We start from the raw sequence: 25,743 nt of genomic DNA, 5'->3' as shown, positions 1-25,743 counted from the left end.
GGGACCAATAAATAGGTCTGAGACCTTAATCTTAATCTCTATATTTTAATAATGCTTTACTACCCATGTAATTTGGGCAGTATAGACCCTTTGTTTATCTAATAAAATCTAATTCAGATGATGAAAAAATTATTAATTCTTATGCTAAGTATGTTTACACTAGCCGTTTGTGCTCAGAATGTAAACATTACCGGAAAGGTGGTAGACGTAGAAAGCAATCCACTCATCGGCGTATATGTGAAAATTAAAGGAACCACGACCGGAACGGTTACAGACATCGACGGAAAGTTCAGTCTCTCAGGAGAAAGAGGACAAACCTTGGTCTTTTCTTTTCTAGGTCTTACTACTCAAGAGGCAGTTTACAATGGTACGCCTCTCAATATTACTCTCAAAGAAAATGCGGCAGACTTAGATGAAGTAGTCGTAATTGGATATCAAACAATCCGAAAGGCAGACCTCACCGGAGCAGTTTCCGTAGTAGATACTAAGGAAATGAGAAAAAGTGCAGCCGGAACTATTGCTACTCAGATGCAAGGACTGGCTACGGGGGTAAATGTCCGTAGTAGCGGTAGAGCAGGTGAAGATGCTTCAATAGAGATTCGAGGAGTGGGTACACTTAGCGATCGTAGTCCGCTTTGGATTGTGGATGGTATGATTATGAATCCGGGAATAGACTTTAATCCATCGGATATTGAGACTATTCAAGTCTTGAAAGATGCTTCTTCGGCAGCCATTTACGGTTCGCGTGCAGCCAATGGTGTAATTATAGTAACTACAAAGAAAGGAAGATCGGGGCCGATGAAAGTTAGCGTGAACGCTAAAGCAACTATGGAATGGACTCCTCGTTACGACTTAATGGATGCTGCTAATTATAAAAAATACAATGATTTGGCATATACCGAAGGAATTGCTAACGGTAGTTGGAAAGGTGGTTTACAACAACATTCAGATTATGATACCAACTGGCAGGATGCAGTGTTCAGAACGGGCGTTATTCAAGACTATAATGTATCGTTATCGGGAGGTGGTGAACATGGAGGCTATTTTGTTTCAGGAGGTTACTTTAATCATAAAGGAGTTTCGTTCGGAAACGATTTCGACAGATATAGTTTCAGGGTGAATACCGATGGAAAGAAAGGTGTTTTCTCTTTCGGACAAAGCCTTGCATTCTCGGCTACAGATAAAGACCCTTTGCAAACCAATCCTTATAACGATGTGATGAGAATGCTTCCTACCATTCCTGTGTATGATGCAAACAACCCCGGAGGATTTGGATATGGAGATGCAAATGCCAATACATTTGGAGTGAATCCGATAGCTCGCGAAACTTTGGAGCGTCAGAGAGAAATTCAACATAGACTTAATGGTGCAGCTTGGTTCGAATTTAAACCATTACCTTACCTGTCTTATAAGTTGAATGCTGGTATCGACTATTATTTCTGGGAGAAATCATGGTTCAGAGGAGAAGGTAACTGGCAGAGAAATCAGGAACACCGCGATCCAGAAGGTCTTAAAGAAAGAGCTAATACCTATAACAGACTTTTAGAGCATACATTAAACTTCAATAAGGATTTCGGAAAACACCATATTGATGCATTAGCAGGTCTTACTTACCAAACTTATAAATGGGAAACAGTAGGAGGTTCGCGTCTTAACTTTCCAATGGTGGGAGGGGGTTACTTAACTGTATTGGATGCAGGACAAAGTAATCAACAGAATTTCAACAGTATTCAACAAAATTCGATGATTTCCTATCTGGGAAGATTCAATTACAATTACGATAATAAGTATTATCTAACAGGAACAATGCGTAGAGATGGTACATCTCGTTTGTCGAAAGAAAATCGTTGGGGAAATTTCCCATCTATATCGGGAGCTTGGAGAATATCTCAGGAGAAATTTTTCAATGTGTCATGGATTGAAGATTTGAAACTTCGTGGAAACTGGGGTCGTCTGGGTAATGCCGCTATTGGTAGCTGGGATTATTTAGGTACAATCAACCAAAGTATGGTTACCGTAATTGGCGGACAATTGGTTTCGGGAGCATCTCAGGTTAAGATTGTTAACTCAAACTTGAAATGGGAAACCAAAGAAACTGTGAATGTTGGTTTTGATGCTGCTTTCTTAGATCAACGTTTAACAGCAAGTGCCGAGTATTATAATGCTATATCGAGAGATGTATTAACTACAATGCCTATTGCTATATCAACAGGTAATCAAGAAGGTGCACCTTTGGCTAATGCTGCAAGTTTGAGAAACAGAGGCTTTGAGTTTACTGCAAACTGGAAAGATAAAATAGGAGACTTCAACTATGGAATAGTAGCCAACTTAACTACACTTAACAATAAGGTATTAGACTTGGGCTATGGTAAAGATGTATACTATTCGGGAAAAACTAAATCGGAGATAGGACAGCCCTTATCTATGTATTATTTGTATAAAACTGCGGGTATTTTCAGAACGCAAGAACAAATAGATAATTATGTAACATCAAATGGAACACCTATTCTTATCGGTGACAAAAGACCTCAACTAGGTGATGTTATTTATATAGATACCGATGACAGTGGTTCTATCACTGCTAATGACCGTCAGATAGTTGGAAATCCATGGGCAAAAGCACAATTGGCTCTGACCTTTACGGGTAGCTGGAAAAACTTCGACTTTTCGATGATGTGGTATGGTCAATTTGGAAATGATATATATAATGTAACCAAATGGCAGGGAACTTATTTTGCAGATAATTCGAGCTACTTGAATTTCAAAAAAGGACAAGAACCTTATCAAATAAACCCAAATTCGAATACTCCACGCATTATTTATGGAGATGCTCGTAATGCCTATGATAGCGATAGATATTTGGAAAACGGTTCGTTTTTTCGTTCGCAATACATCCAATTTGGATACACTTTCGATAAGAAGTTTATAAGGAACTTGGGGATTGAAGCTCTTAGAGTATATGCAACAGGAAATAATCTGATAACCTTTACTAAATATAGCGGATTAGATCCTCAATTTATAAACAATGATGTATGGGATAGAGGAACCGACAATTTTGCATTCCCCAATATGGGATCGGTTATGTTTGGTTTAGATCTTACATTTTAAGAAAAATAATTGAATACTTGCTGATTTATCCTACATCAAAACAATAAATAGGTCTAAGACCTTATAAATTAATAATAAGATGAAAAAAATATATATTCTACTAATCGGAGCCATGCTGGGATTTACCGCATGCGACTCAAGCCTTTTAGATATAGATAACCCCAACCAAGGTACTACGGTAACCTTTTGGAAGACTGCTTCCGATGCAGAAGCAGGAATAAATGCTTGTTACAGTGCTTTCTATAAAGAGGGTACGTGGATGCGTTGGCTTTCATTCAGATACGATCTTACTTCGGATGAGGGGCTGAGCTCTTCTCCTTGGATAGAGCTTGCCGATTGGACTCGATTCTCATATACCAACTATAATTTTTATGATGGGAATAATATGCATTGGGAACATTTCTATATGGCTATTTTCCGTTGTAACCAAGTATTGAAATATGTACCTAATATTGACATGGATGCTGATAAAAAAGCTCAGATATTAGGGCAGGCACATTTCTTGAGAGCATTGTGGTATTTTCAGGTAAATCTTCTGTGGGAAAAAGGACCTCTTATTCTTGAACCTACAGATGCAAATTATGTACCTGTAGAATCGAGCGGCGAACAAATTTGGGCTCAAATAGAAACTGATTTAAAAGCTGCAATAACTGAAAATACTTTACCCGAAAAATGGGGTGATGCCGATGCTGGTAGAGCTACAATGGGTGCGGCAAAGGCTTTACTAGGCAAGGCTTATTTACAACAAAAAAAGTATGATCAGGCAAAGACCGAGTTTGAATGGTTGATAAATAAAGAAGGCTCTCTATATGGTTTGATAGATAATTGGGTAAATAACTTTACTCACTTGGATGAAAATAATAAAGAAGGCATTTTCGAGATTCAGTTTGATGATACCAATAAAGGAGGAACCGGCAATAATGCAAGTATGGCAACCGGCTTTCAACGTACCCAATTTTATGCACCTGAGGGTATTGGCTGGGCTGATGGAAAAGCCAGAAGATGGTTGGTTGATGAGTTCCTGAAAGAAAAAAGAACAGATGGAGCCAATGACCTTCGTTTATATAATAGCGTTCTCTATCGTGATTTTATAAAAGATTTCCCGAACGGTAATCCAATGTATTATTCGGTAAATGCAACTACCCAGTGGGACGAAAAAGGATGGGGATCTTCGTGCTATATCCGCAAATATAATACTGCTTATTTCCGTACCATAGAAGATTACTTTGCACCAAATAACTATCGGATCATGCGTTATGCTGATATTCTTCTTAATTATGCCGAATGTATTGTTGAAACAGGGGGAAGCACAACTCAGGCAGCTGTTTATGTAGACAAAGTAAGAAACAGAGTTGGATTAGCTAAACTAGCCAACAGTATATATGCTAGTTCGCTTAATTCGAAAGAAAGCTTTATGAAACGTCTGCAAATGGAAAGGTCTCTTGAACTTTGTTTCGAAGGATGGAGATGGGCCGATCTTAAGCGTTGGGGACTATTGGATAATCAGGTTGGATTAGCAGAACTGAAGAGCCGAGACGAAGATTTCAATAATTTTATAATAGGTAAACACAATAGACTACCTATTCCACAAATAGAAGTAGATAATAGTGAAGGTCAATTGACGCAGAACCCCAATTATTAAGTAATACAAAAAGGTCTAAGACCTTAATCCTTTTCAAAATAGATTCAATAAACCTGATAGCTATCTGTTATCAGGTTTATTGACCTTTAAAAAAGCAGAGTTATGAATAAATATGAAATATATATACGATACATACTATTAATTGCTCTCTTGTTTTTTGTTGAAATAAGTTCGCTTTTCTCACAGAATATTCAAAATCCGGTTTTACCACATGTTGCCGATGCAGGTGTTATAAAGTACAATGGCAAATATTATATAGGCGGTGTGTTTACCGATGGTAGTTACTATGTATCCAACGATTTGGCGACGTGGACAGGACCTGTTCATGTGTTGGATATGAATAATGAATGGACAGCAGGAACGGGAGCAGGAAACGATCAGATTCACGCCAATGATATGATTTATTTAAACGGAAAATTTCATCTGTATTGGTCGGTCAATTATTGGGGAAAAGATAAGCATATAGTACACATTGCACATGCCGATGCTGATAATATTCTCGGACCTTATACCGAACCCGTAAAAAGTACTTGGATGGACAATAGAATAGACCCGAAAGTATTTAAAGACGATGATGGTAAACTCTATATGTATATGGTTCGGTTTACGGATGGCAATACAATTTGGGTTCGCCCGATGAAAGATCCATACACATTTAGTGGTCATCCGCTTTACCAGTTTGCATCCTTGCCTCAGACATGGGAAACGATGGATAATCGTGTCGCCGAAGGTCCTTGGGTGATGAAATACAGGAATCGCTATTATATGATGTATAATGCCAATCATACAGCTACCGAATGGGGCAATTATCAATTGGGGGTGGCAGAAGCCGATTCGCCGACTACATTTAATCACGGAACAAAATATTCGTATCCTTTACTACTGTCTAATCAGACAAATGTGGAGGAAGAGTATGTAGACTTGTTGCAATTTGGTAAAACTTATAACCCTCTTTTTACGTATACAATCAACGCACCTCAACAAGATTGGAAAACTGTTTCTTTTGATGATTCTTCATGGCAAAGAGGAAAAGGTGGTTTTGCTTCTGAGAATATAAAAGGATCAACAGTCCGTAAACAAGGAACAAAATGGAATGATAAAGAAATTTATCTGAGAAAAATATTTACAGTCAACAAATGGGATATAGGAAATCTAGCATTGCGTGTAACTCACGATGGAGATACAAAAGTATATCTGAATGGTAATCTTATATATGATAAGTCGGGCTCCGATTATCGTATAATTAATCTGACAGAGAAAGAAAAAGCAGCCTTACTAAACGGAGAGAACTGTTTAGCGATTGAAAGTAAAGCTGGAAAACATAGTTATATAAATGTTTCGCTCTTTAATATGCAGAACGATAAAGCAGACGATATTCTTTTCTCACCCGGACAACCTAATATACTACGGGGACCCAATGGTTTTGAATGGTGGTTGATTTATATGGCAAATAAGAATAAAGAGCTTCGTAGTCAATACGTCAATCGAATACATTTTTTTGATAAGACTATGCATTCTGATGGTATAACCAGTGCAAATACCAAAGGCTATTTCCCTGAACCGACTAAACCTACTTATGGCGATACTTTTGATGATAGCAAACTATCTAAAAATAAATGGGTGTTTTCTGCTAAAGAATGGGTTGTAGCAAATGGAGAATTCATATCTAATAGCCAAGCATCCCAAACAGCAATATTAGAAAAGAGTTTCGAGTCCACGGATTATTATTTCGAAGCAGGTATAAATACAACTGATAAAGCGGGCGTAATTGCATGGTATAAAGATCAGAATAATTGGCTGAAAATAGGACTCGATTCGTCTAACAAGAGTTGGTATTACCAAACGAATACAGGAGGATCGATAGATACAAAATCGTATTCATTATCAGCCGATTTTAAGTTTGGTGTATATCATACAATAACAGTACAACGAAATAGTGGAGTGTTCTCAATAAGCATTGATGAAATTCCTGCACCTGAGTTATCTATTCTTAGAACTACTGTATCAGAAAAAGGAGTTCCTGGTTTGTTTTCGGAAAAAGGAAAATCGTCTTTCGAGGGGTTAATCTATACAATTGGTTGGGACGAATCTGATGCAAATATCTATGGTTGGGGAAATTCACAATCAGGAGAGCAGACAATAGGTAAATACAATGTTGCAGAAAAAGGATTGGAAGTGTTGAACGATAATTTTCAAGTTTTTAAAGGAGACTTCCTTTCTCAATATGAGTTTTCTACACAAATAACAAATTCTTCAGGTTCTGGAACTGTGGGTGTATATGCCATCTTTATTGATAAGGATAATTACGTGAAAGTAGTGTTCGATTATGAGCGTAAAAAGTTAGTTGAAGTTATTATGACAAAAGGTAAACTAATAGCAGAAAACGATTACCCTCTTTATAAATGGCAAACCCATTATGCCGACATAAAATATACTGATTTCATAGAGAAAGGATATTCATTTGCTACACCTACCTGGATAGATGCAATTAGGTTAAGCAGGCAAGCTTTTAATAATGACGATCTTTTTGTAGATAATATGTTTGATAAAGTTTCAGCCGAATATTCAGTAAACGGAGAGTGGCATTCATTCGCAAATGCAAAAAATGGAGTAGCCGAGCATCCAGCATATAATGAGATGACTTTCGATAAGGTAAAAGCTGAGGCTTTGCGTTTTATCAATAAGGAGGCAACAGATGAAAACCCTTATTTGTATAAGATACGGGTAAAGGAATTGCTTAAAGATTCATACAATCTGAGGTGTGTAAAGTTAAAAGACTCATTACTCATTTATGTGGATGGAAAAGAAATCTGTCGGTTAAAAACTTCTGCAACTCCTGCTCAGGTAGGTTTGTTTTCGGAAGGAGGTCTTCCCATATATAATGGAATTATGAGATATCATATCCCTGAATAATAAAACTATAATTAAGAGAGGTTGCCTATAAAAATACAGCCTCTCTTCTATTTCATCCTAAAAATGTACTCAAATGAAAAGATATAATCTTTTATTGCTTTGTATTATCTCTCTCGTTGTATCTGGCTGCCAAAATAATCAGCCCACTATAACCGAAGAGCCTAAAATATCACTGGTTCCTCTGGGTGATCCTTTTATAATGCTGTATGATAATACGTACTACGCATATGGAACTAATGCTGAGGATGGTATTGAAGTTTATACTTCAAATGATCTGAATAAATGGAAAAAAGAAGCTAAATTAGCTCTACATAAAAACGGCACTTGGGCAAGCCGTTGGTTTTGGGCTCCCGAAGTATATCATGTAAACGGGAAGTTCTATATGTACTTTTCGGGCGATGAGCATATTGGTGCCGCCGTCTCCGACTCTCCTCTAGGTCCTTTTAAGCAAGAGGATAAGAAACCGATGTTGGATAGTGAGAAAGCAATAGATAACTCTTTATTTATTGATGATGATGGCAAAGCCTATCTGTTTTTCGATCGTTTTAATGATGGTCTGAATATCTGGGTTGTAGAGTTAAATGACGATCTATTGTCCATTAAAGCAGAAACAATGCACCCTTGTATTCATGTTTCTCAAGCATGGGAAGAAGTTTGGCCAAGAGTAAACGAGGGACCGTTTGTAATCAAAAGAAATGGATTGTATTACATGACTTATTCGGCTAATAGCTACGAAAGTCCTTTCTATGGCATTGGTTATGCTACTACCGATAACATTATGGGCGAATGGACTAAATATTCGGAGAATCCAATCCTTCAAAAGCCCGGCAATTTAGTTGGAGTGGGGCATAGTGCAACATTTACCGATAAAGAAGGTAATTTGCGTATTGTATTTCACGCACATCACGATACAACCCATATTCACCCAAGGGCAATGTATATAAGTGATGTGTATTTTCAGAATGAGAATGGTATTGATAGAATGAGAATCAATTCTCAGTATAGTGTACCAACGCTAAAGTAAGTAAGGAAAAGGTTTGATCCTAAAATCTTTAAACTAATCTCAGAATTTTTCGAATAGATAATATGAAAAAAACAGTTGCTATCCTTATCCTTATTTTGTTGGGAAGTTTTTATTCCAAAACTTATCCGTTCCAAAATAAGGATAACTACTATTTTAAAAGGCTAAATATTACACATGGCTTATCTCAAAATACGGTTAATACGATTATACAGGATCGTAATGGCTTTATGTGGTTTGGAACTAAAGATGGTCTCAACCGGTTCGACGGGCAATCTTTCCAGATATTTAAGTATACGCCACAAAAAGAACATAGTTTGGGGAATAGTTTTGTCACAACTTTGTTCGAAGATAATGAGGGTAATATATGGGTAGGTACAGATGCCGGAATCTATATTTACTATCCGGAAGAAGAAATTTTCAGACCTTTTACCTTGAAAGCAACCGATGGAAGTGTTGTCGAAAAAACAGTAACAATAATCACAGGAGACAAAGAAGGTAATATTTGGATTGTTGCAGAAATGCAAGGCTTGTATTGCTATAACTCGCAGACACAAAGCTTCACTAATTATCAATTGAAGAAGAGTAATATAAGAAGCTTTAATATTGATAAAACGGGAACAGTATGGGTATCTTTCTATGAAGGCGGTTTGTTCTTCTCTAAGGATAATTTGAAGACATTGAATCCTTTGAAAGCTGAGGATGGCAAGGAGCTTTTTAAAGATGAAGTTATATCTAAAACCTATCTTGGACCTTATAATTGCTTATATGTTGGTTCTGAAAAAAGTGGGATGAAAGAGGTCGATCTATCGACTCATAAAATAAGAAACTTATCTCTTTCCGATAAGTTGGGAGAGTTTGTATTTGTTAGGGATTTTATTCCCTATCAGGATAATGAACTGTGGATAGGAACTGAATCGGGAATCTATATTTACAATTTTAAGACAGATAAGAGTACTCATCTTCGTAGTTCGGCTTACGATCCTTATTCCTTATCAGACAATGCGGTGTACAGCCTTTTTGTAGATAGAGAAGATGGGTTGTGGATAGGAACCTATTTTGATGGTATTAACTATCTACCTAAACAGTACACCTATTTCAAGAAATACTATCCTACTGGTAGAAACACCGATCTGCAAGGACGCAGAGTTAGAGAAATATGTGAGAGTACCGATGGCTCTTTATGGATTGGAACAGAAGATAACGGATTGTATAATTTCAATACAAAAACAAATACTTTTGATTTTTTTGCTCCCAGTAAAGATTTTACCAATGTACATGGTTTATGTATGGACGGAGATAATCTATGGGTTGGTACTTTTTCGAAAGGAGTAAAAGTGATTGATTCGAAGAAGCAGATTATAAAATCATATATAAAAGGAGATCATAGTAATTCGTTGAATGATAACAGTGTATTTACAATATGCAAAACACGTACGGGTGATATATATTTAGGTACACTATTTGGTCTTTTGCGTTATAACAAAGCTACGAATGACTTTACAGAGATTCCTGAATTGAAAAATATCTTCGTTTATGATATAAAAGAAGATTCGAAAGGTAATCTATGGTTGGCTACTTATGTAAATGGAGCTTTCAGATACGACATAAATAAAGATAAGTGGACACACTACACACATAATGAGAAAGTAGAAAATAGTCTGCCTTATAATAAGGTGCTAAGTATTTTCGAAGATAGTAAAAAGCGAATATGGCTGACAACACAAGGGCGAGGTTTTTGCCGATTTGATGCAGAGAAAGAAACATTTGTACAATACAATTCGTCTAATGGAATGCCTAACGATGTCGTTTTTCAGATAGTAGAAGATGATAATGGCTTCTTTTGGATAACTACAAATAATGGGCTTGTGAAATTTAATCCCGAAGATAAATCAATACGAGTTTTTACGGTAGCAAATGGGCTGTTAAGTAATCAGTTTAATTACAAATCGGGCTTTAAGTCAGACGATGGTACAATTTTATTCGGAAGTATTGATGGGCTTATATCTTTTAATCCGAACTCTTTCTCCGAGAATAAATATATTCCACCGGTTGTGATTACCGATTTTTTACTGTTCAATCAAAAGGTAGAAGTGGGAGGCTCTAATTCTCCACTGACAAAAAGTATAACATTTTTGGATTCAATAGAACTTAGCTCGAAGCAAAATTCTTTTTCTCTGCGTATTGCAGCCATGAGTTATCAAGCTCCCGAAATGAATAAGCTGATGTATAAACTCGAAGGTTTCGATAAAGATTGGCTTCCTGTAACAGAAAGTTCATTGATTACATATTCTAATATAGGGCATGGAGAGTATGTATTTAAAGTACGGGGATCAAATAGCGATGGTGTATGGAATGAGAAAGAAACTCAATTGTATATAAAGATACTGCCACCGTTTTATTTGTCAGTTTGGGCATATATACTTTATTTTTTGATTATTGTTGGGTCTGTATTCTTATTCTTCAGATACATCAAAATACGCAATGAGCGGAAGCAGCGTCGTTTGCTAAGCTTATTTAATCAAAAGAAGGAGCGGGAATTATATAATACTAAGATAGAGTTCTTCACGAATGTTGCCCACGAGATACGCACACCTTTGACTCTTATAAAAGGACCTCTTGACAATATAATAAAGAAAGGAAACGTAGATGATGAAACAAGTCTCGATCTGGATATAATGAGTAAAAATACATCGCGCTTGCTTAATCTGACAAACCAGCTTCTCGATTTTAGAAAGACAGAAATACAAGGCATTACCATGAATTTTATAGAGTGTAATGTCTCTGAAATCCTACGAGAGACATCAATACGTTTTATTCCCCTAGAAAAACAAAAAGAGCTTGATTTTAAGCTGAATATGTCTCAGCATGATTTTTTTGCTCATGTAGATAAAGAGGCATTTACCAAAATACTCAGCAATCTGTTTAACAATGCCATCAAGTATTCAGAAACTTATGTTCATGTTTCGTTAGTAATTGGTAATAGTGAAGATAATGTTTTTCATATCAGTATAGTAAACGATGGTCCTGTTATACCTAAAGAGATGAGGAATGAAATTTTCAAACCATTTGTAAGGTATAATATAGACGAATCGCAAAAAGCAACTGTGGGTACGGGAATCGGTTTAGCCTTGTCTCGCTCGCTTGCCGAGTTGCATCATGGTAATTTGTATATGGATGAAGAGTTAACCGTAAACAGCTTTTATCTTACGCTTCCTGTTTTTCAAGAGAATACTATTCAAATAGTAGGTAACTCAACTATTACACATCATTCGCCAATTAGTAGTCTTCATAAGATGGATAAAGAAAAGAGCAATCAACCATCTATCTTACTTGTTGAGGATAATCAAGAGATGCTACTATTTGTCAGTAGAGTATTGTCCGATGATTATGACGTTCTTACTGCCGAAAATGGAGTTCAGGCATTAGAAATTCTCGATAACACCTCTGTCAATTTAATCATCAGTGATATTATGATGCCACAGATGGATGGCTTTGAATTATGTAAAGCCATAAAATCGGATTTAAATTATAGTCATGTGCCCATTATACTACTTACTGCCAAAACCAACTTGCAATCGAAAATAGAAGCAATGGATACGGGAGCAGATGCTTATATCGAAAAGCCATTTTCGAATGAATATCTTTTGGCTAGTGTTGCAAACTTATTGCAGAACAGAGAAAAGGTACGCGAAGCATTTACAAAATCGCCCTTTGTGGCTGCCGATACAATGGCAATCACAAAACCTGATGAGGAATTCCTAGCCAAATTGAACGAAATAATCCAATCGAATTTAAGTAATCCCAATTTTAGTATTGATGATATGGCAGATACTTTCTTTATGAGCCGATCGAGTTTTTATCGAAAAATTAAAGGAATTGTGGGAGTTAGCCCCAATGAATTTTTGCGTCTCGAACGTTTGAAAAAAGCTGCCCGATTACTCAAAGAAGATGTAGCACACGTGAATGAAGTATGTTATATGGTTGGGTTTAATTCTCCATCCTATTTCACAAAATGTTTTTATAAGCAGTTCGAAATTTTACCTAAAGATTATACTAAGAAGTAACGTAAATCTTGTATTGTATCAGAATTAGTTTATTCTCAAATATCATTTCATCATCAATTCCGATCATTTCATACAACCAGTATGCTATTTTATGAAATGGGGATAAATAGGTATTATTATATGTTTGGAAAGACATATCTTTGTTCTTATTAAAAAATGAAGGATGTCAAAGTATTTAGTATTAACCAATAGCAATGAAGTCGTGAGGGTTACCCCCGAACGGATTGTGTACATACTGTCGGAGGGGAATTATTCTACGATGACACTTGTAGATAAAGACGAGCATGTGTTTTCTTTCAATCTGGCTTCGTTCGAAAAAATAATAGAGCAGCAATTGGGTACTGATGCGCAAACATTTATTCGTTTAGGAAAAAGCCTCATTATTAATGGTAAGTATATCTACTACGTAAATGTCTCAAAGCAACAGATTGTACTTTCGGATGGTAGTTTCTCTAATAAATTTACGCTTTCGGCTTCGAAAGAAGCATTGAAGGCTCTTAAGACAGTGTTGGAGGATAGTATAAAAAGTAGGAGGATTGGAATATGATGACAAAGAAGAATAAACAAGATAACGAAGTATATATTCTTGGCTCTGAAATTAAGGAAAAAAGAAAAGGGCTTACAACCAGAGTGAAGTGGCTTATTCTGACTATCTGTTCTTTAATAATCTTAGCAAGCCTTTTGTTTTTCTTCCTAACAAAGGAACAAGCTCCCGAATATTACTTTGAACCTGAAGAAACAACGTCAGAAAGTATATCTATAACAATTGATACTATTAGCAGTCCGAGTAAAGAAGGATACATTGAAGTTCTATCGGATACTATAAATGATGTACCTCTATTAATATATATACCTAATGGAGCTACAATGTCTCTATCGTTAGGGATGCCCGACAGATCGGATTCCTCTATTCTATATGCTGCAATGGCTGCCGATATACGTAAGGATAATCAGAAAATTGTAGGAGACTTTGTTCTTTCAGGAGAGCAACTATCAAAAGGAGTTGCTAAAAAAGGATTTTGTGCCATTCAAGATAAAACGGTTTCTATTGGGGTGGGAGAGTATACCCCTTTATTGGAGCAAGTGATTGCAAATAAAGGCTCTTTTTTCAGACAGTACCCTCTGGTGCAGAATGGAGAATTGGTTGAGAATAAGCCTAAAAACAAATCGATACGTCGTGCCCTTGCTGTTCGTAACGAGCAGGTAATGATGATAGAGAGCCGAAATAACGAATCGTTTCACGACTTTTCGCAGGCATTGATTGATATAGGTGTATCCGATGCCATATATCTGGTGGGAGGGAATGCCTTTGGATGGTATCACAACAAAGAAGGAGTTTTACAAGAGTTTGGGGAAGAGTTATCGGATGTTCCCGAAAATATCTCATACATAACTTGGCATAGTAAATAAAATAATCCATTAAATATTAGCTGATTAAGGTTGAAGTAGTTTCTTCGACTAGAGAATCATATGTCTTTTTTGACAAGCGTAAGTCTTGCCTACTGGAGATTTTATACCTAATAGAAACACTCTAACTGACACTTATATAATAACATACTAACTAACATTAACTCTAAAAGGTCATGAAAAAGAAAAAAACACTCCTCTTCTTTACGCTCTTATTACTTATGAATATAAGTTGTTCCGAGTTTGATAATAGTCAAGATATAGGAATTGATGCTGTTTCGGTTGCTGATTCTATTTCTTATCCTGATCTAGTTTCGGATTCAATAATTGAAACTACTGCAACTATTGAAAAGAGCGACTCGTTGAGTACCCGAAAATATATTTACCTCACAATTGACGATGCTCCTCTCAACGGAAGTATGTATATTGATAGTATTATATCAAGTGAAAAGATAAAGACTAGTCTGTTTGTTGTAGGCAATGCCATAGATGGAAGCAGTAGATTTTCGAGATATTATAAGATGCTTCAACAGAATCCCAATATTGAGATTTATAACCACAGTTATTCGCATGCTAATAATAGATATGTTGATTTTTATAAGAACCCCGAATTGGTTTTAGAAGACTTTGATAAAAATCAGTCAGACTTTGATATCACTCATAAGATTACACGCCTACCCGGACGTAATTTGTGGCAGATAGGGGAAAGAAAAAAGAACTATAATCAAACAGGAGCTACCTCTGCCGATTTATTGGTAAAGAATGGTTATAAAGTATTTGGTTGGGATGTAGAGTGGAATTACGATGCAAAAGATTATATGCCTAAACAAACCATTGACGAATTGGTTGAAGAGATTGAAGCCTCTTATAACTCTTCCAGAACGTTTACAGCGAACCATGTTGTACTGTTAATGCACGACCAAATGTTTGCAAAGGTAGGTGAGAAAAACGATCTTAGAGAATTGATTACTAAATTAAAAGATAACAATTATTGCTTCGAATATCTAAGTGCATATCCCGAATGATGGTTTCTTGATGGCAACAGAAAGCTTTTTTAGAATACCTCATTTAGTGATATAAAGAACCCTTGTGAGCCGTTGGTTGCCCATCCGTAATCGAGATTGACATTAGAACGGCTCTTCTTGTTAATCATAACGCGCAAGCCTAAACCGTAAGCTAGGTTTACATTCTGAAAAAGATCTATATTCTCTGTACGGCTACTCGCTGTGGTGGTATTGGCAAAAATTACACCACCCAAGAGGTCGCTATTTGCTTGTAAGGGAAAACGGTATTCAACCTCGGTATATATCAAATCTTCACCTCTGAAACGTCCCGAAGTGTAAGCTCTTCCCGATCTGCTGAACATATCCCAGCCAATGGCGGGCAGATTCATATAGGGTAAGTTACCACTTGTAACAAACCATCCGTATGTCCATATACCAATGAGGTGACGGGGGCGTTCTTTAGATAAATTAAAGTAGTCGCGATATTCCAGCCAAAGTGTACTCGAATTTTGTGTACTTCCAATCAATTTAGGGTTCAACCTCCAACTAGCAAAGGCATAGCGTCCCGAATAAGGGTTCGCCACATTGTCTCTGCTGTCGTACATCAAATTGAGAGATACACCCGATACCGTATTGCCTTTTGTGCTGAAACCTTTGAGTTTGTTGTAGCGGTAATGCTGGGTTACTTGTTGAGGTACAGTATCCAGATCGAGTAAATTGTCGTCTATATTATATATTACATCCAGATGGTATCCTAAACCATAAAAGAAACGAGTGTCTTCATGCTTCCTCAGAGTTGTCATATAAGCTCTTATGAGATCATATTCCATCATCTGATGTTTTTTTAGATAATGTCTTTCCGAATATCCGTAATCGTTATTTACCAAAGGATGTATAGAGCCGCTTCCTGTACCTAGTCCATAGGTAGGTTGCGAAGTTATCTGATACCTGAGGTCTGCCATGATATTCCATTTGTCACCTTCCAAAAAAGTATTTCCTCTGGTACTGAATAAAAATTGCTGATTTGTAGTATAGACCAATGATGCCACAACAGACGACATGCTGGTGTTTTGCTGATCGCCCATGTACCATGTAAATCCGGGAGATACGCCGAATGCGAAACCTACGGTTGGATTGGTTGCAAGAACGGGAAATGGGATGATATTTACTTTTTTCTCTTGAGCCTTTATCGTGAATGCAGCCAAGATAAATACTATTGTCAGTTGAATCGTTATAAACGTTCTCTTCATTAGGTTCATTAGATAAGATACTATCTAATGAACCGTATTCTTGAGAAATAGTTCATCATAATAGATAAAACTCTTTGCTTAGTTTCTGATAAGTCTTACCGAATTACTTATGGTTCTAAGAGAATTTAATTGGAAATTTAGATTCACATTATTTTTGTATATAAAATATCGGTTGGCATACAATACATCCGAATAAAGTGTTGTTGTCCAATAATAACCATATATATCTTTTTGAGAGAATTTAAAATCTTGCGTTCTTACTCCGCCTAACTGCCCCGAAAACCCCGTAATATTATCCGTGGAGCTGTCGCCTTGCATTGATAATTTATTTGCAACAGAAGTTGTACCCAAATAAGTAACTAGAGTATTTATTTCTTCAGTTGAAGGTACATGCCAACCCTCGGGAGCTATTCCCTGCGAATCCATTATGGCATTCCAATCATACATTGCTCCATATTGAATTTTATAAGCTCTATCATCGTTATAGTAAGCATAATTGATTGGATTTCCGTTTCTGTAATGCTCAACTCGTAAATTTTCGGTCATCCAATATTGAGTTCCTATTTTTACAAGTTTATAATTGTTACCATCAATATCTTTTTGTAATTCGGGTTCAGCTTTTAAACCATATACAATATTGTCAGTAACCCCTATTATCCCTTTGTTGCTTATCTCAACTTTTGAGAAAAGAGCTTGTTTCCCCTCAGTATATGTAGCTATTGCCTTGTCACTCCAAGAGACCTTGCCACCATGTACCGATGTTTGGAGAGGATCAAAGCTGTTGGTTGCAGCATTCATCTTCCGAATCATAACTTGAGCCACAAAGCCATTTGTCAGATCAGGTTTACCTTTCGCCATAGGATATACAACAATTGCCTGAGCATCTATCGACCCCGATTTAAAAAGGTATTCTTTGCAAACTTGGGCTACTTGTACATTGTTGTCGAATACTTTCTGTACAAGAGATGTTGTCCAATCGATGTCATTTAAGTTTAGAACCTTCGTACTTAATTCTTCCATGTCATCCTTTATCGGATCATCTAAAATCCAGTCTGCAATGGCACCTGTTGTTACCGTTATTTTCATCGGGCTAAGTGTAATATCAAATGTATATTCTTTTCCCGATTCGAAAGTAATAGATTCCTCTAACTTATAATTATATCGTGCCCCATCCTCTACGAATACTATAGCAAAAATGCCCGTTTTAGCACTAAGAGTTTGAGGTACTATAATGCCTGTCAGACTAATTTCATATCCCGATTCTGTAACAGTAGATTGTCCGGGAGAAATATTTGCTATTAGTGATGTTTCAGAAGGAATTACATTTCCATTTGATAAATCGATAGAGCCTTCCACTTTTGTATTTGTAATTCTTACAAAGGAATTTGGCAATCGGTCTGCCAGAAATCCATTTTCAGATTTTATATTTAGTTTTATTTTACTCATTCTATGAGTAAAAGTAAGGTGAACATCCTCTTTTGTTGGTGATAAGTCTGAGGTTTTAGCCCATAGAAAATCGCTAGCCCGATATCTTTCCTCTATTTTTTGATTGCCTTGTACCATAAACGTATAGTTCTTTGGATTAGGCAATGCTTCGCTGTAAGGGGCATATGCATAGATATCTACTTTAGGTCTGTTTGGCCAAGACATCTTATTGCCGGCATCCATCAACCACTCAGTTCCGTTGAATGTATGTCTTTTATTGGATGCAAAGTTTGATACACCAATTTGTCCCGGAGTTATATTGTCTTCATTATATTCTACAACATAAACACCTATATGATCGTCTTTTTCAAAATTATTATCAGTTATACGTGTTTGTCTAAGACCTATGTGCGAAGCTAGTTGCAGATACTCACCACTGCTTTCATTCTCGAAATCGTCCTCATGCGAGCAGCCTGCGAAAAGAAGCCCCATCATTGTAGTAACAATTATGAAAAAAGAGGTATATATATTGCTTGTAAAACTAATTTTTCTTACATGTCGAATCATGAAATATATTTGTTTAGTTGTTTTTTATAAGACGTACGTAAAATGCCGAAACTTTAGGAAAACTAGGGAAATCAACCGTTCCCGAATTATATATTCTCATTGCATAAGCACTGGTACTTGTTGTTGAGACGGGCGTTGATGTCCATACATAGGCAACAAGTGCAATCCCCGAAAAAGATTCAAATGTGTTTACTATCTGCATTAAGCCTCCGGGTAGCATACCATACCCTGTATTGTTTGTAGACATGATAGACCAACTGCCCACATGTTTTAAATTGGTTGCAGCGCTCCCTCCAAACTTATTTAAAGTTTCGAGTTCGGCTTTTGTTGGCAGATGCCAGCCCTCAGGTGCAATTTCATTTGCATCTGCAACTGCATTCCAATTATACATTGTCCCATATACATCTTTATAAATAGGGTTATTGCTGTAGTAGTAATGAGGTATATTTACCCCGTTTCTATATCTTTCAACTTTTAGGTTGTCTAATGTCCAATACTGTGTTCCCGTTTTTACTACTCTGTACGTATTGTTGTCAATGTCAGTAACGAGATCGGGAGAGATTGTCAATCGGCAGATATAATTATCAGCAGTAGCTCTTAATATGCTACCCGAAGTAAGTTCGACCTTATTGATCAAGGGTAAATTCCCTGCTGTATAACTTGCAACTGCATTGGTACTGGTATTCCAGCTTACGGCTCCGCCATGCACATTTGTTTGAAGCGGGTCATATTCGTAAGTAGTATTATTTATTGTATTACTCATAACCTGAGCTACAAAGCCTCTGTTTAAAAGAGGATTTTCATTGGCATCTACGGGATATATTACTATTGCCTGATTATCTATTGTTTGAGGGGTTGCTGTTTTTAACGACAAATACTCTTTGACGACTATCGCTACTTTGTATCCACTGGCATCATATACGTTATGTACCAGCGATTTATTCCAATCTATTTTACTAAGATCCATAGCTTTTCCTATCGACTGATCTATATTCCCTTCAACTACTGGTGCAGGCTGCCAATCTTTAATCTCGCCTACTGTAACCGTCATACCGGTTTGTGTAATCGTTAGATTAATAGTACGCTCTTTGCCGCTTTCAAAAGTTAATGCTGCATCCATATCGTACACATAGCCTATTCTGTTGGTGTCAAAATTTATATCTACCAATCTAGAACCTATTGACAGAGTTTGGGGTATAATAATACCTTCTACACTAATGTCATATCCTGTTACGGGAGTAGCATATCTAAGAGGAAGTATGTCTACTAAACTTCCTTCTTGAGGTGTTACTTGCCCGTTTTGGAGGTTTACGATACCCGTTCCCTTCGTATTTCTGATTTTTACGATAGCATTCTTTATCTCGTCGGCAGATAAGTCTATTTCAGATTTGATATTTACCTTCACTTTGCTCAATCGATGCGAAAACGATAAGTCTATGGCACTTGTTGTTGGTGCTGTTGAAACCGATTTAGCCCATAAAAAATCACTTGCATTGTATCCCAATTTGGTTTGCTGATCGGTTTTTACAGTAAACGAATATGCTGTCGGATTACTTCCCGAGAGGTTCGAATCGTATGGGGAATAGGCATATATATCAATTTTAGAAGTCGGATTAGGCCATGAAATTTTAGACCCATTATCTAAACTCCATGCCTTACCATTGAACACATGCTTAAGATTTGATGCATAATTGTTTGTACCGATACTACCGGCAGTATTATTGCTATTTGTAAATGGTACAATGTATAAGCCTATCTGATCATTTGTTTCAAAGTTGCTTCCAACTATTTTGGTTCTAGTTTCCAAAATAGACGGAGCTATTCTAATGAAATTATCCTGCTCGATAAAATCTTCGTTATCATGGCTGCATGCTCCTAAGAAGAAAACTCCCATTAGAGTGAGTAGCATTGATAATGAAAAAGATATATGCTGTTTAATTTTATTTTTTATAATCATACATGTTTATTTAGAATGTTGCAATACTTATATTTTCTAGAGAAACAGTTGCTGATGAACGTCCCAATGTATTTATCGTCATATTGAAAGTATATACCTTTTGAGGTGAAAATTCTATATCTTGTTGTGTGACAAACATAAGATCTGTATAGTTATACCTTATAGCAAACAGAGGTGTACCCGCTTTTATAATCTGAGGTACTACAATCGCTTCGTATGCTAGCTTGTAACCTGTTGGTATATCAGTTCTGTTATTGGGTACTATAATCTGATTACTCCCTGCTGAGGTTGCTTTTCCTATACTCATATCAATAAGTGCCGAAGCTTTGATGTTATGTATCTCAAACGAAGCATTATTCTCATTTATAGAAGAATCACTGTATTTCAGATTGATAATACATTTACTCAAAATATGCTCGAATGTTATATTGGCAGTATTATTATCTGGTGATAAACCCGATACTTTCCCCCACAAGAAGTCACTACTCGTGCCATTAGATACTGTTTGATCTAGCGATACTGTAAATAAATACTTGTTGAGGTCTTTTTTACCTGCAATACTTCCCATCTCATTATCGTATGGATAATAGGCATATATATCGGATACAGTTTGAGCGTTACGGAAATAAAGCCCTCCCGCTATATCAGCATTCCACAAATTACCATCGTAGGTGTGAAGTACATTCATATACTCGTTAATATCACCGATATTACCGGGTTGCAATCCTTTGTAATCTACAAGATAGATGCCTATTTTATCTTTCTCGATAAATTCTTGCATAGAAGTCGATCTTGTATCTTGTTGAATAGATCGGATTTTAGCGTTTATAGCTATTTTGTTGTTTACTTCAGTTTCTATGTCAGACGAATTATCATCGCAAGAGTAAAATATCGGACTCAAAAGAATTCCAATAAACCAATACTGAAATGTTAATTTGAAAGCTTTATTTTTCATTTTACTTTGTTTTTGATAACCTTAAATCTTATCTATAAGTAAGCTCCTAAGGCGTGTTGTTATGTATAAATATCTAAAAAGTAGTGCATTCGTCAAAATAAGATATGATTATTTAATCATTTTGATAGGCGCATCTGATGGCATTAATCTTTTTTTTTATAAAAAAAGTATATTATCGTGTTGTTTGGACACTATTGCAAAAAAAGCAGTTGTTTTTTAGACCAACTGCAAGCATTTTATTTATAGGAGTAAGAAAAGTGTAGATGTTAAAATAATCGCCAGATTTGAGCTACCATAAAGCAGACAAAAATACCTAATAAAAGAGGCAATAGCGAAGCAACAGCAGTCCATTTAATACTGCGTGTTTCTTTGTAGATAGTGTATATGGTAGTACTACATGGATTGTGCAGTAAGCTAAATAGCATTAAATTGATTCCGGTGAGTAATGTCCATCCCCCGGCATGCAGAATATTAGCTACCTCATTTTCTGAACCGTCGAAAAGTACACCTGCACCATTGCCAACCCCCATGCTGCTGAAAGTAAGCGTGGTAAGCATTAGTATAGTAGGTATAACAATTTCATTAGCAGGAATAGCCAGAATGTATGCTAATAAGATAACTCCATTTAAGCCAAGTATGATCCCAAAAGGAGATAACCCCTCTATTAACCATAAGGCAATGCTTTGATCTTGAATATTAATATTGCTGATCAACCAGATAATTGCTCCTGCAGGTGCAGCAAATGCAACAGCTCGTCCTAGAACTATCAATGTTCTGTCAATTAAAGACGTATATATTGTTTGCCATATTCTTGGCGGGCGATAGGGAGGTAACTCCAAGATGAAGAATGAAGCTTCGCCTTTTAGCATGGTTTTGGATAAAAACCAAGACACCAGAAATGTAAAACCAATACCTAATACGGCAATAGCTATAACCGATCCCGTAGATACCAATTGAGACAAACCTGTTGGCACAACTGCTCCGATAAAGATGGTAGCTATCAGAATTTGAGTAGGCCATCGTCCATTACACAGCGAAAAGTTATTGGTGATTATAGCAATAAGCCTTTCCCTAGGGCTGTCTATTATACGTGTTGCAACTACTCCTGCTGCGTTGCAGCCAAAGCCCATACTCATAGTTAAGGCTTGCTTACCATGTGCCCCTGCTTTGCGAAATATATTGTCTAAGTTGAAAGCTATACGTGGTAAATATCCAAAATCTTCCATTAATGTAAATAACGGAAAGAATATTGCCATTGGTGGAAGCATTACAGCTACAACCCAAGCAGTAGAAAGATAAACCCCGTCGATAAGTAATCCACTAATCCATGCGGGAATACTAAGGCTTTCTGCACCACTTTTCAAGAATGGGTAAATTGTTTCCAGAAACAGTGACGATAATAGCTGAGACGGATAATTTGCACCTATTATAGTCAGCCAAAGTACTACGCCTAATAAAAGCAGCATAATAGGAAAACCCCATATTTTGCTGGTAACAATATTATCAATAGCTCTATCAACCCGAAATGTACGGTGTTGATCGTCAGATTTAACTGAGTTCTTTACAATTTTAGAAGCATCGGCATAAAAACTCTCGGTTAGATTATCGTGGTAGTTATCTCCCACATCTTTCCGTAAATCCTCTGCTAGTTCGAGTAACTTATCAAGTTCGTTTCTATCCTCTGTCATCAATGCAACCTCCCTTCTTTAAGAGCCTTTATTATACTCTCGTCACCCTCCAGCAAACGCATGGCAATCCATCGGCTGTTTGCTAATTGAGGGTATAACTTTAGCAATTCGTCATTTAATTTCTCAATTGCTTTATTGGTTGTTCTCGGTATATCTTCGAAGTGATACGGTTTTGTAACTATTTCACCTATTGCTAAATCGTGTACGGCATGCAAGAGATCAGTTATGCCTTCATTCGATCTTGCACTTGTTGTTACAACCGGAATACCTAAATCTCGGGCAAGAGTTCTGTCATCTATTTCTATATTATGTCTTTTAGCTTCATCCATTAAGTTGACGCACAAAACAACTTTGTTGGTAATTTCCAGAATCTGTAATGCCAGATTCAAGTTTCGTTCCAATCTGCTGGCATCTACTACCACGATAGTAACATCGGGTTTTCCGAAAAGAATAAAGTCACGAGCAACCTCTTCGTCCTCTGAGGTAGATAATAGAGAGTAAGTTCCCGGTAGATCAACCAATTTAAACTTCTTATCTAAAAAGGAAAAACTCCCTTGAGCTGTGGTAACTGTTTTACCCGGCCAATTTCCTGTATGTTGTCTAAGCCCCGTAAGGGTATTAAAGACAGTACTCTTTCCGGTATTAGGATTTCCGGCAAGAGCTATCGTATAGTCAAAAGAAGTAGTTTGCTCTCCCATCTTTTTCAGATCAGAGACAGTATTATATTTGCATGTACTACAAGCGTTTGTCATTGTCAGAAAGTTTTTTTATTAATATAAGCTTTGCTTGTTCGTTTCGTAAAGCAATCAGTGTATTGCGTAAACTATAAGCAACAGGATTACTCAATGGACTTATGTTCTGAACCGTAATTCGGGTGCCTCTCACAAATCCTAAATCAAGCAAGCGTCTTCTTATTTCGCCTTTGCAATTATCAGAAATACCGAGTATTTCGGCTTCTTCCCCGTAGGTGAGTTCCGATAATTTAGTTTCTATTTGTAGAGCTTCATTTTCCATCGTTTCCGTTTTTTAGGTCGCAGACCTTTTATTACTTTTAGTAATTATGAAACAAAAAAATATTCTTCTTGTTCTCTTTCTATTGTAATTAGAATTGTAAAATTAGAAAGTTAGATTAATAAAACAAATTTATTCGATTCTTATTTTCATTATTCTTTTGTTTTTATATATATTTGTAGTACAATGTCTCCAACCGAAGAAAACTATCTTAAAAATCTGTTTTATCTGGAAAATAAACTGGGTGAAGCTACTGTTAATGAATTAAGCAAGTCATTAGACATAAAGATGTCTACCGTAAACAGCATGATGAAAAAGTTTGCGGAGAAAGGTTTAGTTCATTACGAAAGCTACAAGCCTTTAAAGTTGACCGAAAAGGGCAGGCAAGAGGCAGCTTTAATTCTTCGTAAACACCGTCTGACCGAAATGTTTCTATACGAAAAGATGGGTTTGGGTTGGGAAGAAGTTCATTCAATAGCCGAACAGATAGAGCATATCAATTCAGTTGTATTCTTTGATCGAATGGACGAATTATTAAATCATCCGCACATAGACCCTCACGGTTCTCCTATTCCTGATAAAAAAGGAAATATTCCCCAAATAGATTATCATAGATTGAGCGATTGCAAGATTGGCGAAGTCGTTACTTTTTCGGCAGTAATCGATTCATCCGAAGATTTTCTGAACTACTTAAGCAAACGCAGTTTAGTACTAGGCACTCAGTTAAATATTAACTCTGTGGAAAATTTTGATGGAAGTATGACTATCAGTTATCAAGATACGAAAGCAGATGTGTTGAGTAAGTTTGTCTGTGACAGGCTACTTGTTGTGAAATTATAAAATAATATACTCTTATCTTCTTCTTTTCAGGATGACCTTTTTCTCTAAGGTTAGAGCTGCCTGATCCCAATATTCTCATAAAGATTGACTTTTTTCTAATATAATTACTAGATTTGGGAAATCTTAAATATTTCTAAACAAAATCGCAAGATGTGAATTAATGGTAAAATCATTAGAGCATAATAAAATTGTAATTGATGAAACTACACTAAAAGAGTTCTTCGATTTATACTTCAAGGATGTTTGTACATTTTTGAATTATTATACTCATGATCAGTTTTTGATAGAAGACATTATTCAGGATATTTTCATAAAACTATGGGAAGACAGAGAAAACGTAAATATATTCTTCATCAAAACATACCTCTATAATGCTGCAAGAAACAGAATGTTGAATCATCTGAGGGATGAGCAAAACAGATCGGTATTGATAGAGGAATGGGCAAATAGAGAGATTGAGAAACAAAAGTCGGAAGACTGTGTGAATATGGAAGAATTTAGTTTGGTCTATCAACAAGCCATTAAAGATTTACCACCCAAATGTCAGGAAATATTTCTGTTGAGCCGCGAACTCAATAAAACATATAAGGAAATAGCCGAAGAAAAAGACCTTTCTGTGAAAACAGTTGAGGCTCAAATGTCGATAGCTATAAAAAAGACAAGGGAATATATCCTCAAGCATTATAACCGTCCTAATAGTGCACTGCCTTTATTAACCACACTTATTCTTCATCATGGATACATGTTTTTAAGTAAATAAGGTCTCAGACTTATCAATTACTTTAGTGAGTACAACGGCAATAGTTTGTTGCGATTTGAAAGTATACCATTCAATAATTATCATTTTATAAAAAAAATATCTCTACTCGTTTAGGGGTATTTATATCT

The 25,743-nt window shown here is 36.4% G+C and carries 15 protein-coding genes and 1 pseudogene; 10 read left to right on the top strand and 6 right to left on the bottom strand.

What is annotated here, in order from left to right:
- Positions 1-117 precede the first annotated feature (117 nt).
- The 8 genes from HGC4_RS17430 to HGC4_RS17395 all read left to right on the top strand — a co-directional run bounded on the left by HGC4_RS17430 (position 118) and on the right by HGC4_RS17395 (position 15,183).
- Positions 118-3,108 carry a SusC/RagA family TonB-linked outer membrane protein gene (locus HGC4_RS17430; protein ID WP_050711416.1) on the top strand — a complete coding sequence of 997 codons (2,991 nt, stop codon included), beginning with the start codon at positions 118-120 and terminating at the stop codon, positions 3,106-3,108.
- Positions 3,109-3,187: 79 nt separating this feature from the next.
- Entirely contained in the window at positions 3,188-4,750 is a 1,563-nt protein-coding gene (locus HGC4_RS17425; protein WP_050711415.1) for a RagB/SusD family nutrient uptake outer membrane protein, read from the top strand.
- A gap of 102 nt (positions 4,751-4,852) precedes the next feature.
- Positions 4,853-7,663 (top strand): family 43 glycosylhydrolase, encoded by a 2,811-nt coding sequence (locus HGC4_RS17420; protein ID WP_082204232.1) that lies wholly within the window; start codon positions 4,853-4,855, stop codon positions 7,661-7,663.
- A gap of 73 nt (positions 7,664-7,736) precedes the next feature.
- Positions 7,737-8,687 carry a glycoside hydrolase family 43 protein gene (locus HGC4_RS17415; RefSeq protein ID WP_050711414.1) on the top strand — a complete coding sequence of 317 codons (951 nt, stop codon included), beginning with the start codon at positions 7,737-7,739 and terminating at the stop codon, positions 8,685-8,687.
- A gap of 62 nt (positions 8,688-8,749) precedes the next feature.
- Positions 8,750-12,751: a hybrid sensor histidine kinase/response regulator transcription factor gene (locus HGC4_RS17410; RefSeq protein ID WP_050711413.1), complete on the top strand. Its 4,002-nt coding sequence runs from the start codon at positions 8,750-8,752 to the stop codon at positions 12,749-12,751.
- Between the two features lie 163 nt (positions 12,752-12,914).
- Positions 12,915-13,298 carry a LytTR family transcriptional regulator DNA-binding domain-containing protein gene (locus HGC4_RS17405; RefSeq protein ID WP_050711412.1) on the top strand — a complete coding sequence of 128 codons (384 nt, stop codon included), beginning with the start codon at positions 12,915-12,917 and terminating at the stop codon, positions 13,296-13,298.
- Positions 13,295-14,161, top strand: a complete 867-nt coding sequence (locus HGC4_RS17400; RefSeq protein WP_050711411.1) for a phosphodiester glycosidase family protein — start codon at positions 13,295-13,297, stop codon at positions 14,159-14,161. Before HGC4_RS17405 ends, HGC4_RS17400 begins: the two co-directional genes overlap by 4 nt.
- 173 nt (positions 14,162-14,334) lie before the next feature.
- Entirely contained in the window at positions 14,335-15,183 is an 849-nt protein-coding gene (locus HGC4_RS17395; RefSeq protein WP_082204231.1) for a polysaccharide deacetylase family protein, read from the top strand.
- A gap of 29 nt (positions 15,184-15,212) precedes the next feature.
- On the opposite strand, the gene HGC4_RS17390 is transcribed toward HGC4_RS17395, so the two are convergent.
- The 6 genes and pseudogenes from HGC4_RS17390 to HGC4_RS17365 all read right to left on the bottom strand — a co-directional run bounded on the left by HGC4_RS17390 (position 15,213) and on the right by HGC4_RS17365 (position 24,018).
- On the bottom strand, positions 15,213-16,412 hold the full coding sequence (locus HGC4_RS17390; protein ID WP_050711409.1) for a BamA/TamA family outer membrane protein: 1,200 nt from the start codon (positions 16,410-16,412) through the stop codon (positions 15,213-15,215).
- Positions 16,413-16,490: 78 nt separating this feature from the next.
- A complete protein-coding gene (locus tag HGC4_RS17385; protein ID WP_050711408.1) occupies positions 16,491-18,404 on the bottom strand; it encodes a fimbrillin family protein in 1,914 nt (637 codons plus the stop codon).
- A gap of 13 nt (positions 18,405-18,417) precedes the next feature.
- Complete coding sequence (locus tag HGC4_RS17380; RefSeq protein WP_050711407.1) at positions 18,418-20,361, bottom strand: fimbrillin family protein; 1,944 nt, start codon at positions 20,359-20,361, stop codon at positions 18,418-18,420.
- 10 nt (positions 20,362-20,371) lie between these two features.
- Positions 20,372-21,316, bottom strand: a complete 945-nt coding sequence (locus HGC4_RS17375) for a fimbrillin family protein (RefSeq protein ID WP_050711406.1) — start codon at positions 21,314-21,316, stop codon at positions 20,372-20,374.
- 266 nt (positions 21,317-21,582) lie between these two features.
- A pseudogene (feoB, locus tag HGC4_RS17370) lies at positions 21,583-23,756 on the bottom strand (ferrous iron transport protein B).
- The gene (locus HGC4_RS17365; protein ID WP_050711405.1) at positions 23,740-24,018 is read right to left on the bottom strand and encodes a FeoA family protein; all 279 of its coding nucleotides are present in this window, start codon (positions 24,016-24,018) and stop codon (positions 23,740-23,742) included. The pseudogene feoB and the gene HGC4_RS17365 overlap by 17 nt, the downstream one beginning before the upstream one ends.
- A 183-nt stretch (positions 24,019-24,201) precedes the next feature.
- Between HGC4_RS17365 and HGC4_RS17360 the strand changes: the two genes are divergently transcribed.
- Positions 24,202-24,855, top strand: a complete 654-nt coding sequence (locus HGC4_RS17360; protein ID WP_050711404.1) for a metal-dependent transcriptional regulator — start codon at positions 24,202-24,204, stop codon at positions 24,853-24,855.
- A gap of 160 nt (positions 24,856-25,015) precedes the next feature.
- The gene (locus tag HGC4_RS17355) at positions 25,016-25,615 is read left to right on the top strand and encodes an RNA polymerase sigma-70 factor (protein ID WP_082204230.1); all 600 of its coding nucleotides are present in this window, start codon (positions 25,016-25,018) and stop codon (positions 25,613-25,615) included.
- The last annotated feature ends 128 nt before the right edge of the window (positions 25,616-25,743 follow it).

Origin of the sequence: Dysgonomonas sp. HGC4 (genome assembly GCF_001261715.1) — a bacterium.
Lineage (GTDB): Bacteria > Bacteroidota > Bacteroidia > Bacteroidales > Dysgonomonadaceae > Dysgonomonas_A.
Note: the sequence above shows the minus strand (reverse complement) of the source record. Positions and strands in the feature narration are given on the sequence as shown.